This window comes from Erwinia sp. SLM-02, assembly GCF_037450285.1.
In the GTDB taxonomy this organism is placed as follows: domain Bacteria; phylum Pseudomonadota; class Gammaproteobacteria; order Enterobacterales; family Enterobacteriaceae; genus Erwinia.
This window is the reverse complement of sequence record NZ_JAQISN010000001.1, coordinates 724,332-738,673: the sequence shown is the minus strand read 5'-3', so window position 1 is coordinate 738,673 and position 14,342 is coordinate 724,332. Positions and strand designations below refer to the sequence as shown.

The 14,342-nt window shown below is 56.6% G+C and carries 12 protein-coding genes; 5 read left to right on the top strand and 7 right to left on the bottom strand.

Going from position 1 to position 14,342, the window contains the following annotated elements; genetic code table 11:
• Positions 1-146 precede the first annotated feature (146 nt).
• From pqiC to rlmKL, 5 genes are read right to left on the bottom strand one after another with little or no spacing between them, the layout of a single operon-like run.
• Positions 147-707, bottom strand: a complete 561-nt coding sequence (pqiC, locus tag PGH32_RS03430) for a membrane integrity-associated transporter subunit PqiC (RefSeq protein WP_337893181.1) — start codon at positions 705-707, stop codon at positions 147-149.
• Positions 707-2,347 carry an intermembrane transport protein PqiB gene (gene pqiB, locus PGH32_RS03425; protein WP_314419796.1) on the bottom strand — a complete coding sequence of 547 codons (1,641 nt, stop codon included), beginning with the start codon at positions 2,345-2,347 and terminating at the stop codon, positions 707-709. Before pqiB ends, pqiC begins: the two co-directional genes overlap by 1 nt.
• Positions 2,334-3,608 (bottom strand): membrane integrity-associated transporter subunit PqiA, encoded by a 1,275-nt coding sequence (gene pqiA, locus PGH32_RS03420; RefSeq protein ID WP_314419798.1) that lies wholly within the window; start codon positions 3,606-3,608, stop codon positions 2,334-2,336. The genes pqiB and pqiA overlap by 14 nt, the downstream gene beginning before the upstream one ends.
• Positions 3,609-3,626: 18 nt before the next feature.
• Positions 3,627-5,540, bottom strand: coding sequence for an ABC transporter ATP-binding protein (locus tag PGH32_RS03415; protein ID WP_337893180.1), 1,914 nt, complete (start codon positions 5,538-5,540; stop codon positions 3,627-3,629).
• Between the two features lie 6 nt (positions 5,541-5,546).
• Complete coding sequence (rlmKL, locus tag PGH32_RS03410; RefSeq protein ID WP_314420028.1) at positions 5,547-7,664, bottom strand: bifunctional 23S rRNA (guanine(2069)-N(7))-methyltransferase RlmK/23S rRNA (guanine(2445)-N(2))-methyltransferase RlmL; 2,118 nt, start codon at positions 7,662-7,664, stop codon at positions 5,547-5,549.
• A 136-nt stretch (positions 7,665-7,800) separates the two neighbouring features.
• Here rlmKL and PGH32_RS03405 point away from each other — a divergent pair, with 136 nt between their 5' ends.
• Positions 7,801-8,910, top strand: coding sequence for a YcbX family protein (locus PGH32_RS03405; protein WP_337893179.1), 1,110 nt, complete (start codon positions 7,801-7,803; stop codon positions 8,908-8,910).
• Positions 8,911-8,928: 18 nt separating this feature from the next.
• On the opposite strand, the gene PGH32_RS03400 is transcribed toward PGH32_RS03405, so the two are convergent.
• On the bottom strand, positions 8,929-9,474 hold the full coding sequence (locus PGH32_RS03400) for a cell division protein ZapC (RefSeq protein WP_314419804.1): 546 nt from the start codon (positions 9,472-9,474) through the stop codon (positions 8,929-8,931).
• 173 nt (positions 9,475-9,647) lie between these two features.
• Positions 9,648-10,658 carry a quinone-dependent dihydroorotate dehydrogenase gene (gene pyrD, locus PGH32_RS03395; RefSeq protein ID WP_314419806.1) on the bottom strand — a complete coding sequence of 337 codons (1,011 nt, stop codon included), beginning with the start codon at positions 10,656-10,658 and terminating at the stop codon, positions 9,648-9,650.
• Between the two features lie 257 nt (positions 10,659-10,915).
• On the opposite strand from pyrD, the gene ssuE reads away from it, so the two are divergent.
• From ssuE to ssuB, 4 genes are all read left to right on the top strand, one after another.
• A complete protein-coding gene (gene ssuE, locus PGH32_RS03390) occupies positions 10,916-11,467 on the top strand; it encodes an NADPH-dependent FMN reductase (protein WP_314419809.1) in 552 nt (183 codons plus the stop codon).
• A 72-nt stretch (positions 11,468-11,539) separates the two neighbouring features.
• Positions 11,540-12,685 (top strand): FMNH2-dependent alkanesulfonate monooxygenase, encoded by a 1,146-nt coding sequence (gene ssuD, locus PGH32_RS03385; RefSeq protein ID WP_337893178.1) that lies wholly within the window; start codon positions 11,540-11,542, stop codon positions 12,683-12,685.
• Between the two features lie 73 nt (positions 12,686-12,758).
• The gene (ssuC, locus tag PGH32_RS03380; protein ID WP_314419813.1) at positions 12,759-13,550 is read left to right on the top strand and encodes an aliphatic sulfonate ABC transporter permease SsuC; all 792 of its coding nucleotides are present in this window, start codon (positions 12,759-12,761) and stop codon (positions 13,548-13,550) included.
• Positions 13,547-14,335, top strand: a complete 789-nt coding sequence (ssuB, locus tag PGH32_RS03375; protein ID WP_337893177.1) for an aliphatic sulfonates ABC transporter ATP-binding protein — start codon at positions 13,547-13,549, stop codon at positions 14,333-14,335. The genes ssuC and ssuB overlap by 4 nt, the downstream gene beginning before the upstream one ends.
• The last annotated feature ends 7 nt before the right edge of the window (positions 14,336-14,342 follow it).

Sequence of the window (14,342 nt, the reverse complement as noted above, 5' to 3'; positions counted from 1 at the left end):
TTTTTGACCTGGCATTTTCATAATTTTGCATTTTTAATTGAGCCAGAAAGGCCACAGGTCGATGATTAGCATAAAAAAAGCCTTCAATTATGCAAAAGTCTCATTTTGCGATAATCAAAGGCTTAGGCCATTTGTAAAAATAATAACTAACGTTGCTGATTTATCGCATTTGCGATCTGGGTCGAAATCTGTTGCCAACCCTTAGACAGCGTTCTGACTAACGAATCATACCCGTCCTCGCTTTGCGGCAGAGTCAGAGTAAATGCCCTTTTCTGCAGGCGGCCTTCACGCTGCAGGACCCAGACACCGCTGACAACGGCCTGACCATCATAGCGGCCGTGGAATCCGGTTACGGTCACGTTGAGTGTGTCATGCTGCTGCCCGAGCGGCGTTGCAGAAATCATTGCGCCGGGTAATTCGCTGCTCAGGTTGCTGACCAGCGTTTGCTGCAGCTGCTGGTCAAGCGGACTGGCCCAGCGATTATTCGCCGCGATCACGTACTGAACGTCATTGCTTTGATAAACCACCCCGTTACCCGCCAGATAATCCGGTATCGACACCGATTCCACCCAGACCGGACGCGAAAAAGTCTGACTGCTCACCACCGGGTTATTGCCTGCTGCTGGCAGCTGGTAGTAACGGGTTTCCGGCGTGCTGCTGCAGGCCGTTAACGCCAGGATCATGGCGACGGGGATCCATTTCATCATTATTTCGCCCTCTTCGGCTGTGGGTCCTGGCCGGGTTTCGCTTCAAACACCAGCGCATTACTTTTGTTATTAAGCGTTTTCAGAACCGGCTGCAGCTCACGCATAACCTGATCCAGCCGCTGCATATCCGCCACCATCTTGTTATAGGCAGGCGATCCCGGCTGGAAGCCTTTCATGCTGCGATTCAGTTCACGTAGCGTAGTCTGCATGTCAGCCGGGAGCTCCTGCATGGCCTGGCTGGAGGTGATCTGATTCAGGTTATCCAGCGTTTTCTGCAGTTCACGCAGCGTGCGCTGGCTCTCTTTCAGCGTTCCGGTTGCCTCATTCAGCATTGGGTTAAGCGGCAGATTGTTGATTTTATCCAGCGATTCCACCAGCTTTTCCTGAATCTGAGCAAGCCCACCGCTGACCGTTGGGATCAGTTCGTAATCTCCAAATTTAGACGAACCGGTAACCGGTTTGGCATTTTTATAAAAGTCTAAATCAATGTACAGCGAACCGGTCAACAGATTGGCGGATTTAAGCGAGGCGCGTAGTCCCTCGGCGATACCGCTTTTCAAATGCTGCTCAAAGTTGAACCCTTCGCCTAACTGCTTACGGAAACGCTCAGGCTCAATGCGGATCAGCACCGGTATGCGGTAATCGTTATTCAGACGCTGGGCGATACCCGGGGCGGTAAACGGCACTTCAGCCACCGTACCTAGGCGAATACCACGGAACTCAACCGGCGCACCGGCGTTCAGGCCGCGAACCGAATCGTTAAAGAACATCAGGAAGTCTTTGTGCTCGCTGTACAGGGAGTCCTGAATGCTGCGCTGATCGTCAAATAACCGATACTCCGCTTTATTCTCGGCGGGCTTGCCCAGCTCCCAGCCTTCCGGCACGTCAAAGCTCACCCCACCGCTTAACAGCGTGGCCAGCGATCCCATTTCAACCCGCATCCCCGACGCAGACATATCTACCGCAATCCCACTGTCTTTCCAGAAGCGCACATTGGTGGTGATAAGCCGATCGTAAGGCGCGGCAATAAACAGCTGATAGCCGATCATACGTTTATCGGTATCAAACGAGCTGGTTTCCACAGAGCCGACGCGATAACCGCGGAACAGGACCGGATCGCCTGGATTTAGCTGACCGGCTTTGCGGCTGTCCAAAGTGATGCGGATCCCTTTGGCATCAGGCGGAGCCAGCGGTGGCGCATCCAGCAATTGATACTCTTTCGCCTTTTCGCCTTTCGCGCCAGGCTGAAGTTCAATATAAGCACCGGACAGCAACGTTCCCAGACCGCTGACGCCACCGCGGCCAATGGTCGGTTTGACCACCCAGAAAGCGCTGTCTTCACGCAGGAGTTTCTCCATGCCGGAATTCAGACGTGCTTTGATTTCAACGTGGTGCAGATCGTCCGTTAACACGGCGCTCTCCACGATGCCGACATCGACACTGCGGCTTTTAATGGTGGTTTTTCCACCCTCAATGCCTTCCGCATTGGTGGTGATCAGGGTAACTTCCGGCCCCTGATGGCTGAAGTGATAAAACAGGATCCATGCGCCGATCAGCACGGTGACAATCGGTACGATCCACACCGGCGACCAGCGCTTAATGTGTTCTACTCTGGCGGTGCTGTGATTATTGTCCGTCACTCAACGACTCCTCAGAACTCTTATCTTTCACCCGATCCCAGGTCAGTCGGGGATCGAACGTGATGGCGGCAAACATCGTCAGGATGACGACCATGGCAAATAACAGCGCGCCCGTGGCGGGATAAATGCTCATCAGCCGCCCCATTCGCACCAGTGCCGACAGTACGGCAATAACAAATACATCGATCATTGACCAGCGCCCGACAAACTCCACCATTTCATAAATCTTATGCATCCGTTCGCTGTCATGGTGATGACGGCTCTCGCCTTTGACGTCCCAGCAAAGCCAGGCGATGGCCAGCATCTTGAGTGACGGTACCATGATACTGGCAATGAATATCACTAACGCGACCGGATAGGAACCATCGCTCCACAGCAGGATAACCCCGGCCATAATCGTCGAGCCCATCTTGTTGCCCAGCGCTTCGGTGATCATGATCGGCATCAGGTTTGCGGGAATATAAAGCAATATAGAGGTCAACAGTAGCGCCAGCGTCCACTGCAGGCTGTGCTTACGCCGGGCGTGCCCATGACTGCCGCAGCGCGGACACACGAGTCGATCGCTGGCCAGCACGGCGGTGCAGCAGGCGCAGGAACGCATCCCCTGGCGCAGGCCGCTAATCCCGGCCACCGGAGTTGCAGGCAGCGGCGGCAGCGGTGCCACGCGTTCCCAGAGCACGCGTCGTTCAATGCACTGGAATGCCCGCAGCTGCAGCACGCAGAACAGGCACCACGGGATAAAGCTGCTGCCGATACCGATATCCCCATAGGCCATCAGCTTAACGAAGCTCACCAGAACCCCGGCGAGGAAAATCTCCGCCATGCCCCAGCTTCGCAGCTGCATCAGGATACGGGTCATCCCCCGTTTCAACGGCAGCGGCAGTTTTAACGGACTGACCAGCAGCAATATTGCCGTCATACAAAACGCAGGCACGCCCTGAACAAACAGCATAAACAGCGTGGCGAGGCTGCTGTAGTCTTCGGAAACCATCACCTGCGGGATTTGCATCAGGGATATTTCGCTGCTTAACCCTGCCACCCGCATATTAACGAAGGGAAAAAGATTGGCCAGCAGCAGCATAAACAGCGCCGCCAGCGCGTAGCCAGCGGGGCGCCGGAGTGGCTCAACCCAGCTGGAGTGCAGTGTGGTATGACAACGCGGGCAGCTTGCTTTGCTGCCCGGCATGAGCACGGGCAACTGTGTCATCAGGTCACACTGCGGACATAAAATCCATTGATGTGCGTGGTGCGACGAACACATACCTTTTCCTCAGTGTAATTACGCGCCTTGACTTAACGACTCAAGGTATTCCCAACGTTCAAACGCCGTTTCCAGCTCCTGTTCGGCTTTCGTCAGTGCATCCAGCACGGGCTGAGTGACATCATGCGGCTGGTTGAAGAAGTTTACATCAGCAACCTGTGCCTGATATGCAGCAAGCTGTGCTTCCAGTGCCTCCATCTTTTGCGGCAGCTGCTCCAGTTCGCGCTGTAAATTGTAGCTCAGCTTGGCAGCCGGCTTTTTCACCGCTTCACTTTTGACGTTTTCCTGACGAGACTGGGAAACGGTATTTTTCGCCGCCGCCCGGTTTTGTTTCCAGGCCGTGCGCTGAAGCTGGGCATCATGGTAGCCCCCCACAAAGGCACCGATCTCGCCGTTGCCATCAAAGATCCAGCATTCGGTTACGGTGTTATCCACGAACTGACGGTCGTGGCTGACCAGCAGTACCGTCCCCTGATAGCCATCGATCAGTTCTTCCAGCAGTTCGAGAGTTTCCACATCGAGGTCGTTGGTCGGTTCATCGAGGATCAACAGGTTGCTGGGCTTAAGGAATAGGCGAGCCAGCAGCAGTCGGTTACGCTCCCCGCCGGAAAGCGCACGCACCGGCGTCATGGCACGTTTCGGATGGAACAGGAACTCCTGCAGGTAGCCCAGCACGTGGCGCGGCTTGCCGTTGACCATCACTTCCTGCTTACCTTCTGCCAGGTTATCCATCACGGTGCGGTCCGGATCCAGCTCCGCACGGTGCTGGTCAAAGTAGGCCACTTCCAGTTTCGTACCGATATGCACGCGTCCACTGTCCGGCTTGAGCTGATCCAGCATCAGCTTGAGCAGCGTGGTTTTACCGCAGCCGTTCGGACCGATCAGCGCAATTTTATCGCCGCGCTGAACCTGGCGGGAGAAATCATTAACCAGCTGTTTGCCAGCGATACCGTACTTAACGTTTTCCATTTCAAAGACGATCTTGCCTGAGCGCGACGCCTCCTCCACCTGCATGTTGGCTTTACCCATCACTTCACGGCGTTCTGAACGTTCACGACGCAGGGCTTTCAGCGCGCGGACGCGGCCTTCGTTACGCGTACGGCGCGCTTTGATACCCTGGCGGATCCACACTTCTTCCTGCGCCAGCTTGCGGTCAAACTCTGCGTTCTGCATCTCTTCAACGCGCAGGGCTTCTTCTTTGCTCAGCAGATACTGATCGTAATCTCCCGGCCAGGACACCAGCTTGCCGCGGTCGAGGTCGACAATGCGCGTCGCCATATTGCGGATAAACGAACGGTCGTGCGAGATAAAGATAATGCTGCCCTGGAAAGTTTTCAGGAACGTTTCCAGCCAGTCGATAGTTTCGATATCAAGGTGGTTGGTCGGCTCATCGAGCATCAACACCTTCGGGTTGCTGACCAGCGCGCGGCCCAGCGCCGCTTTACGCAGCCAGCCGCCGGAGAGAGAAGAAAGCTCAGCATCACCGTCGAGGCCAATTTTCTCCAGCACGTCATGGATGCGGCTTTCCAGCTGCCACAGGTTCTGGTGATCGAGGATGGACTGCAGACGCGCCATCTCATTCAGGTTTTTGTCGCTGGGATCTTCCATCACCGTGTGGGAAATCGCATGGTAGGCTTTCAGGTGTTCCGCCTGCTCTTCCACCCCTTCGGCAACAAAGTCATACACCGATCCCGCCACGTTGCGCGGCGGATCCTGCTGCAGACGCGCAACGATCAGGTCCTGTTCGTAAATGATACGACCGTCATCCAGCGGCTGTTCACGGTTGATGATTTTCATCAGCGTGGATTTACCCGCCCCGTTACGCCCGACAAGACAAACGCGCTCATTCTCTTCGATGTGCAGTTCAGTGCTATCCAACAACGGCGCGTCGCTGAATGAAAGATAAGCGCCATGAATACTGATTAGTGACATAAAAACTTATTCCTTACCGGCGTGCGTCAGCAGCCAGCAGTTGTGAATTTGACGGTTACGGGCAAAATCCTGAGACTGCGTTTTGGCGGTAATTTCCTGAGCCTCAAGGCCCAGTGCTTCCAGCCCGGCGAAGTCCATCTTAAAGCCGCGTTTATTGTTAGAGAACATAATGGTGCCGCCCGCTCTCAGCAGACGTTTAAGATCCTTCATCAGATCCAGATGATCGCGCTGCACGTCAAAACTCTCCTCCATCCGTTTGGAGTTGGAGAACGTTGGCGGATCGATAAAGATCAGATCGAACTGTTCATCGGCTTCACGCATCCAGTTCAGGCAGTCTGCCTGCATCAGTCGGTGCTGGCGGCCGGTTAAGCCGTTGAGCCGCAGGTTGCGCTCCGCCCACTCCAGATAGGTCCGCGACATATCGACCGTGGTGGTGCTGCGGGCACCGCCAAGACCGGCGTGAACGCTGGCGCTGCCGGTGTAGGCAAACAGGTTGAGGAAGTCTTTTCCTTTACTCATCTGACCCAGCATTTTACGGGCAATGCGGTGGTCGAGGAACAAACCGGTATCAAGGTAGTCAGTCAGATTGACCCACAGTTTGGCATTAAATTCGCTGACCTGGAAAAAATCCCCCTTCTCGCTCAGCTTCTGATACTGGCTTTTGCCTTTCTGCCTTTCACGGGTTTTCAGCACCAGCCGGTTGGTCGGCAGCTCCATGACGTTAAGGGTTGCTGCAATCACATCAAACAGACGCTGACGCGCTTTCGCTGGCTCAACGGTTTTAGGCGGCGCATATTCCTGCACCACCACCCAGTCAGCGTAGCGGTCAACGGCCACGTTATAATCCGGCAGATCGGCATCATAGACGCGATAGCATTCAATGCCTTCCTGGCGCGCCCATTTATCGAGCTTCTTCAGATTCTTACGCAGGCGGTTGGCATAGTCATCCGCCAGCTGCGCAACGGCACCGCCCGACGGATTTGCGGCCAGCTGGTAGTTTTTCTGCACGCAGTCCAGCGGGCCGTTTTTCGCCTTAAACTGGCGATCGGCGCGCAGCTGCAGGCAGCTCAGCAGTTCCGGTGAGGCGCTGAACAGCGACAGGTGCCAGCCGCCAAACTGGGCCTTCATCAGGCGACCGAGCTGGCTGTGCAGCGCGATCAGCGCGGGTTCACTTTCCAGACGCTCGCCGTAAGGCGGGTTGCTCAGCACCGTACCGGCTGGCCCTTCCGGCAGCGGGTTTTGCAGCTTCAGCACGTCCTGCACGGTGAAACTGATACGCTCAGCCAGACCGGCACGGCGGGCGTTGGCACGTGCGCTTTCAATCACGCGCGGATCGTTGTCATAACCGAAGAAGCGTGAGGTGTTTTCCTGCAGGCCTTTCTTCGCCCGCGCCTGCGCTTCCTGCTTCACATCACTCCACAGCGCCGCATCAAACTTGCTCCACCCGGTAAAGCCCCAGTGGTTACGGTGCAGGCCCGGCGCGCGATCGCAGGCGATCATCGCGGCTTCCAGCAGCAGCGTGCCGGAACCACACATCGGATCGACCAGCGGCGTGCCCGACTGCCAGCCGGAACGCAGCACGATAGCGGAAGCCAGCGTCTCTTTCAGCGGCGCCTGGCCGGTTTGCTGACGATAGCCGCGCATGTGCAGGCCTTCACCGCTGAGATCCAGCGCAATGCTGGCGGTATCTTTATTCAGCCAGACGTTAACGCGGATATCCGGCAGCTCGCGATCGACATCCGGACGGGTCAGCCCTTTGCGGGTGAAGCTGTCAACGATGGCGTCTTTCACCTTCAGCGCACCATACTGGCTGTTGCGGATCACTTCGTTCAGGCCGCTAAAGTGTACGGCGAAGGTTTTATCGCTGCCGAACATGGCCGGCCAGTCAATCGCCTGCACGCCCAGATAGAGGTCCAGATCGCTGTACACGCCGCATTCGGTGAGCGGCAGCAGGATACGCGAGGCCAGACGACTCCACATCAGACTCTGGTACATCAGACGATCGTCACCCTGATAATGTACGCCGCCCTGGACGACCTGGCAGCTTTGCGCGCCGAGGGCTTCCAGTTCACTTTTTAACAGCTCTTCGAGCCCACGCGCCGTACTGGCAAACAGAGAATTCATAGTGTCACTTATCGTCATCAGAAAATTGCTGCGCATTATAGCTAATCATGGCGTCATGTCATAAAGTTAGCTTCTTTTGCTGCAGAAACCCTGGCTTAACAGGGGGCATATACCGGCTGCACAAGGAGTCAGCACCATGATCACACTGTCACGGCTATTTATTCACCCGGTAAAATCCATGCGTGGCATGCAGATTTCGCATGCTCAGGCTTTAGAAAGTGGCCTGGCCTTCGATCGTATCTTTATGCTGACCGAACCCGATGGCACCTTTATTACCGCGCGTCAGTATCCTGAAATGGTGCTCTTCACGCCGGCTTTAATTATGGGCGGTTTGCAGCTCAGCGCACCGGATGGCAGCAGCGCTACGGTATTGTTTGATGATTTTCTTCCCAACGGCGAGCCTACCGAAGTGTGGGGAAGCCATTTTAACGCCCTCGTAGCCCCGGACACGATCAACAAGTGGCTGAGCGGCTTTTTCCCCCGGCCGCTGCAGCTGCGCTGGGTGGGTCCCCAGATGCACCGTCGGGTTAAACACTTTGAACAGGTTCCTCTGGGCTTTGCCGATGGTTTTCCCTATCTGCTGGTCAATGAGGCGTCACTGTTCGATTTACAGCAGCGCTGCCCGGCAGGCGTGAGAATGGAACAATTCCGCCCTAACCTGGTGATTACCGGCGCTGAAGCCTGGGCCGAAGACGGTTGGGCAACCGTGAAGATCGGCGATGTGCTTTTCGATTTACCCAAGCCGTGCAGCCGCTGCGTGTTCACCACCATCAGCCCTCAGCGCGGCCGAAAACATCCCACCGGCGAACCGCTGGCGACACTGCAGGGCTTCCGCAGCGCACAGGACGGGAGTGGAGATATCGACTTCGGAATAAATCTGGTCGCCCGCACCAGCGGTGTTGTCCGCGCCGGTGACCGTCTGGAGGTCATTAACCGCCAGGCCGCTCGCGCGTACGGCAGCGGCGAAGTCACGGAAACCCTGGCGATCGACACCGCGCCGCCGTCTGACCTTACCCTCAGCTGGCAGGGGCAGACCTTCAGCGGCAATAATCAGCAGGTGCTGCTGGAACAGCTGGAAATGCAGGGGATCCGCATTCCTTACTCCTGCCGCGCGGGGATCTGCGGCAGCTGTAAGGTCACGCTGGTCAGCGGTGAAGTCAGCGCGTTGAAAAAAGGGGCAATCCGGCAGGACGGAACCATACTGAGCTGCAGCTGTATTCCGTCAGGCGATTTGGTCATCAGGTAAGATGCGTTGCGCGGTGGGTTACACCGCGCGGGCAAAGTGCAGCGCGTCAGGTTTAGCCTGAGGCGTAAGCCGATCGTGCATGATCTTTATGGCATCACCCAGCATCATACTGCGCCCGGCGAGTTTTAATTCTGGCTGAGCAAGCAGGCACAGTGCGGCGTTTTCACCCGACTCTACGACGATCATCGTCGCCTGCTCTCCGCTGTCGCCAACGGTAACACAAACCAGATCCCCTTCGTCGGGGCGAAATCCCCCGTGCGTCTGAGTGACAAAATGCCAGCTCTTGGGCATCAGCGGCTTGAGGAAGCGGGTCGCCACCAGCACGTTCAGTACGAGTTCTGCACTCTGATCTGAATCCAGTTCGGCCTGGCGGCATCGCTCAGAAAAGGTGAAGAACAGCGCCGCATCATCGACACAAAAGCCTGAAACATCAAAGGCATCCGGCGTAAGCATCTTGCGGGGGAAACGTGAGCGAAACGGCTGTTCACGCGCCAGGTCCAGCATCATACGGTCTTGTTCTGCGTCGAAAAACCAACGCCAGTTATCGTCCGGTTTAATCCTCATGATGAGTCCTGTAGTAATAATGGGTTACAGATGTCCGGAAAAGAATTCAGGGTCCGGGAAAAAAATCGGCTGTGTTTAACGTACAGCAACACGCTGAAATGACTTATTAGCGTTCTAACAGCACAAAATATAAACGAGCCAGAGGCGAAAATAAAGCCCCTGGCAATTTTTACTCAAATATGGGTCACAATTTCTTTAATTAGCGGCGGACCTTTGTAAATAAAGCCGGAATATATTTGCACCAGCGAAGCGCCCGCTTCCATTTTTTCGCGTGCAGAAACCAGGGAATCAATCCCACCGACGCCAATAATTGGCATGCTGCCCTTCAGCTCAGAAGACAGCCGGCGAATAATTTCCGTACTGCGCAACTGAACCGGACGCCCGCTCAGCCCACCGGTTTCATCACAATGTTTTAACCCTTTAATCAGTGAACGATCGAGCGTGGTATTGGTGGCAATAACGCCGTCAATATTATGGCGCTGCAAACTGTCCGCTACCTGGATCAATTCTTCTTCAGAAAGATCGGGAGCGATCTTCACCGCGACGGGAACATATTTATGATGAAGCTGTTGCAGTTCACCCTGACGCGTTTTAATCGCCTGCAGCAAATCATCCAGCGCCTCGCCGTATTGCAGACTGCGTAATCCTGGCGTGTTGGGGGAAGAAATGTTGATGGCGATATAGCCCGCATACGGATAAATTTTATCCATGCAGGTTAAATAATCTTCTTTCCCCTGTTCAACCGGTGTGTCTTTATTCTTACCGATATTAATGCCGAGAATGCCATCGTAATGGGCTTTCTTGACGTTCTCGACCAGATGGTCCACGCCCAGATTATTAAACCCCATGCGATTAATGATGCCCTGCGCTTCCACCACGCGGAACATGCGCGGCTTATCGTTACCCGGCTGCGGGCGCGGGGTGACCGTACCAATTTCAATAAAACCAAACCCCATTGCGCCAAAGGCATCAATGCATTCGCCGTTTTTATCCAGCCCGGCAGCCAGCCCCAGCGGGTTTTTAAACGTCAGTCCCATGCAGTTAACCGGCTTAAACGGTAACGACTGACGGATCAGGGCGGTAAAGGGGGTGCCGGAAAGGCGCGTCAGCTGCTGCAAAGTCAGTTCATGCGCGCGCTCAGGATCGAGCTGGAACAGCGCCTTACGAACGAGGGGATAATACATGGTCACTCCTGAGGTCCCGATAGAAAATCGGGGTCGTATTATCCGGCATTCGGGCATTAAATGGAAACACCGTGGCGTAAAAGCTGAAAAAAAGTGCGCCCGGTAAGCCGCCCGATCGTTCCTCCCCATTCCTATATGAAGAAAACGGCAAAAAAATGCCGGATAAATCATTTAAGCCCCTCTCCCCGCTCTGTCAGGATAAGCCAATCAGTTCTTGAATGTGTTTAATTAATAACTTTTAGCTATAAGGAGTGGTTATGCGCGTTATTACTCTGGCGGGGAGCCCCCGCTTTCCCTCTCGCTCCACCGCACTGTTAACGGTTTGTCAGCATGCCCTTGAACAGCGCGGCGTTGAGGTCATTCCCTGGAATCTGCATAACTTCCATCCTGAAGATCTCCTTTATGCACGCTTTGACTCACCCGCGCTGCTGGCTTTTAAGGAAGACCTGGAAAAAGCCGACGGACTGATCGTTTCCACGCCCGTGTATAAAGCCTCTTTTGCCGGCGCGCTCAAAACGCTGCTCGATCTGCTGCCGGAGCGCGCGCTGGAACATAAGGTGGTTCTGCCACTCGCCACCGGCGGTACCGTTGCCCACCTGCTGGCGGTTGATTACGCGTTGAAACCGGTACTGAACGCGCTGAAAGCGCAGGAAGTGCTGCACGGCGTCTTTGCCGATGACAGCCAGATCGCCCACTACGATCGTCAGCCGGAATTAGCGCCGGGACTGGCCGCCCGTCTGGAGGAATCGGTAGAGACCTTCTGGCACGCGCTGGCCCGCCGCCATCAGCCGCTGGCTGCTGCCGTGTAGACCTTTAAACCAGCCACTATCCGTTTCTGTGTTCTGCTGACGCAGCACAGCCCTGAATTAAGGAGTTGAACGATGAGCCTGTCCGTCTTCTGGTTCCTTCCCACGCACGGCGATGGTCAATACCTGGGCACTAACCAGGGTGCGCGCCCGGTGGATTACACCTACCTGCAGCAAATCGCTCAGGCCGCCGACCGGCTGGGATTCGGTGGCGTGCTGATCCCTACGGGGCGTTCCTGTGAAGACGCCTGGCTGGTCGCCGCTTCGCTGATCCCCGTGACCCAGCGCCTGCGTTTTCTGGTTGCCCTGCGCCCGGGAGTCACCTCGCCCACCCACGCCGCACGTCAGGCCGCCACGCTCGATCGCCTTTCCAACGGCCGCGCCCTGTTTAACCTGGTGACCGGCGGCGATGCGGAAGAACTCGCCGGGGACGGCGTGTTTCTCAATCATCGCGAACGCTATGCTGAATCGGCCGAGTTTACCCGCGTCTGGCGTCGCGTGCTGGAAGGTGAGACCGTCGATTATGAAGGCAGGCACGTCAACGTCCGTGGTGCACGGCTGATGTTTAAACCGGTACAGCAGCCGAGGCCACCGCTGTGGTTCGGCGGTTCGTCCGAGGTTGCGCAGGATCTGGCGGCGGAACAGGTCGATGTGTATCTGACGTGGGGTGAACCGCCCGCGCAGGTCAAAGAAAAAATTGCCCGGGTGCAGGCGAAAGCCGCTGCGCTGGGTCGCAAGGTTCGCTTCGGTATTCGCCTGCACGTGATCGTCCGCGAAACGAATGAGGAAGCCTGGCAGGCCGCTGACCGGCTGATCTCCCATCTTGATGATGCCACCATTGCCAAAGCCCAGGCCGCGCTGGCACGCACCGATTCTGTCGGCCAGCAGCGGATGGCGGCTCTGCACGGCGGCAGGCGGGACAAGCTGGAGATCGCCCCGAATCTGTGGGCCGGTGTAGGCCTGGTGCGCGGTGGCGCCGGGACGGCCCTGGTGGGCGATGGACCGACCGTTGCCGCAAGGATGCAGGAGTATGCCGATCTTGGCATTGAAACTTTTATTCTTTCCGGCTATCCGCATCTGGAAGAAGCCTATCGCGTGGGTGAACTGCTGTTCCCGCATCTCGATCTGGCCATTCCGGAGGTGCCGCAGCCCGCGAAAATTCACGCCCACGGCGAACACGTTGCGCATGATTTTGCGCCGCAGAAAGTCTCCCAAAGCTAACAACGCCTCGTCGTACTCACGTGCAGGCATTTCGATCTACGGCAATAGCCGCCGTCATGGTTCAGAGGAAGGCATGAGTAAAGCAACAAGACATATCACCAATGCCCTGCTGCCGTGGGCGCTGCCGGTACTGCTGGTCGCCGTCTGGCAGTTGGCCTCGCAGATCGGCTGGCTCTCGACGCGCATTCTCCCCTCTCCGGAGTCGGTGGTTATCACCTTCTGGCGTCTTTCCGCCAGCGGGGAGCTGTGGCAGCATCTGGCCATCAGCGGCTGGCGTGCGATGGTGGGCTTCGCCATCGGTGGATCGATTGGTCTGCTGCTGGGCCTGATAACCGGCATGTCGCGCCTGGGCGAGCGCCTGCTGGACACCTCCGTTCAAATGCTGCGCAACGTGCCTCATCTGGCGCTGATCCCGCTGGTGATCCTGTGGTTTGGCATTGATGAATCAGCCAAGATCTTTCTGGTCGCCCTCGGCACGCTGTTCCCGATCTATCTCAACACCTATCACGGCATTCGCAATGTTGACCGTGGCCTGGTGGAAATGGCGCGCAGCTATGGCCTGTCAGGCTGGAGCCTGTTTATACAGGTTGTACTGCCGGGCGCGCTGCCTTCGATCATGGTCGGCGTTCGCTTTGCCCTCGGCCTGATGTGGCTGACGCTGATTGTGGCCGAAACGATTTCGGCCAATTCCGGTATCGGCTATCTGGCGATGAACGCCCGCGAATTCTTACAAACCGATGTTGTCGTTGTGGCGATCGTTCTTTACGCCCTGCTGGGAAAACTGGCTGACGTCGGCGCCCAGCTGCTGGAGCGTGTCTGGCTGCGCTGGCATCCGGCATATCAACTGAAAGAGGAGAATGCATGAGCCAGCTCAACTCCGCCCCGGCGCGTTTAAATGCCGGCACGCCGTTAAACATCAACGGTGCCAGCAAACGGTACAATGGCCGCACAGTATTGAACCACCTCGATCTGCATATTCCCGCCGGGCAGTTTGTGGCGGTGGTGGGCCGCAGCGGCTGCGGTAAAAGTACCCTGCTCAGGCTGCTGGCCGGGCTGGAAAAAGCCAGCAGCGGTGAACTTCTGGCCGGCAGCGCACCGCTCAACGATGCGCGTGAAGATATCCGCCTGATGTTTCAGGATGCCCGCCTGCTCCCGTGGAAAAGCGTCATTGATAACGTTGGCCTGGGCCTGAAAGGGCGCGGCTGGAAGCAAAACGCGCGGGAGGCGCTTACCGCCGTCGGGCTGGCGGATCGCGCCGGGGACTGGCCCGCTGCCCTTTCCGGCGGTCAGAAACAGCGCGTGGCGCTGGCCAGAGCATTGATTCATCGCCCCGGCCTGCTGCTGCTTGATGAACCGCTCGGTGCGCTGGATGCCTTAACGCGTATTGAAATGCAGGACCTGATTGAATCGCTGTGGCAGCAGCATCACTTCACCGTACTGCTGGTTACGCACGACGTGAGCGAAGCGGTGGCGATGGCGGACCGCGTGCTGTTAATAGAGGAAGGGAATATCGGTCTCGATCTGAGTATTGACCTGCCGCGCCCGCGGAGGAAAGGCTCTCTGCGGCTGGCAGAGCTTGAAGCTGAAGTGCTCGATCGCGTGATGAAGCGCCCGGCACCGCCCGCCGAACCCCGCTACGCACATCGCTAATGATAAA

Bases quoted from the DNA above. Each gene is read 5' to 3' on its own strand.
- PGH32_RS03415 (WP_337893180.1), bottom strand. From the start codon at position 5,540: ATGTCACTAATCAGTATTCATGGCGCTTATCTTTCATTCAGCGACGCG.
- pqiA (WP_314419798.1), bottom strand. From the start codon at position 3,608: ATGTGTTCGTCGCACCACGCACATCAATGGATTTTATGTCCGCAGTGT.
- ssuD (WP_337893178.1), top strand. From the start codon at position 11,540: ATGAGCCTGTCCGTCTTCTGGTTCCTTCCCACGCACGGCGATGGTCAA.
- ssuB (WP_337893177.1), top strand. From the start codon at position 13,547: ATGAGCCAGCTCAACTCCGCCCCGGCGCGTTTAAATGCCGGCACGCCG.
- PGH32_RS03405 (WP_337893179.1), top strand. From the start codon at position 7,801: ATGATCACACTGTCACGGCTATTTATTCACCCGGTAAAATCCATGCGT.
- ssuC (WP_314419813.1), top strand. From the start codon at position 12,759: ATGAGTAAAGCAACAAGACATATCACCAATGCCCTGCTGCCGTGGGCG.
- pyrD (WP_314419806.1), bottom strand. From the start codon at position 10,658: ATGTATTATCCCCTCGTTCGTAAGGCGCTGTTCCAGCTCGATCCTGAG.
- PGH32_RS03400 (WP_314419804.1), bottom strand. From the start codon at position 9,474: ATGAGGATTAAACCGGACGATAACTGGCGTTGGTTTTTCGACGCAGAA.
- pqiC (WP_337893181.1), bottom strand. From the start codon at position 707: ATGATGAAATGGATCCCCGTCGCCATGATCCTGGCGTTAACGGCCTGC.
- ssuE (WP_314419809.1), top strand. From the start codon at position 10,916: ATGCGCGTTATTACTCTGGCGGGGAGCCCCCGCTTTCCCTCTCGCTCC.
- rlmKL (WP_314420028.1), bottom strand. From the start codon at position 7,664: ATGAATTCTCTGTTTGCCAGTACGGCGCGTGGGCTCGAAGAGCTGTTA.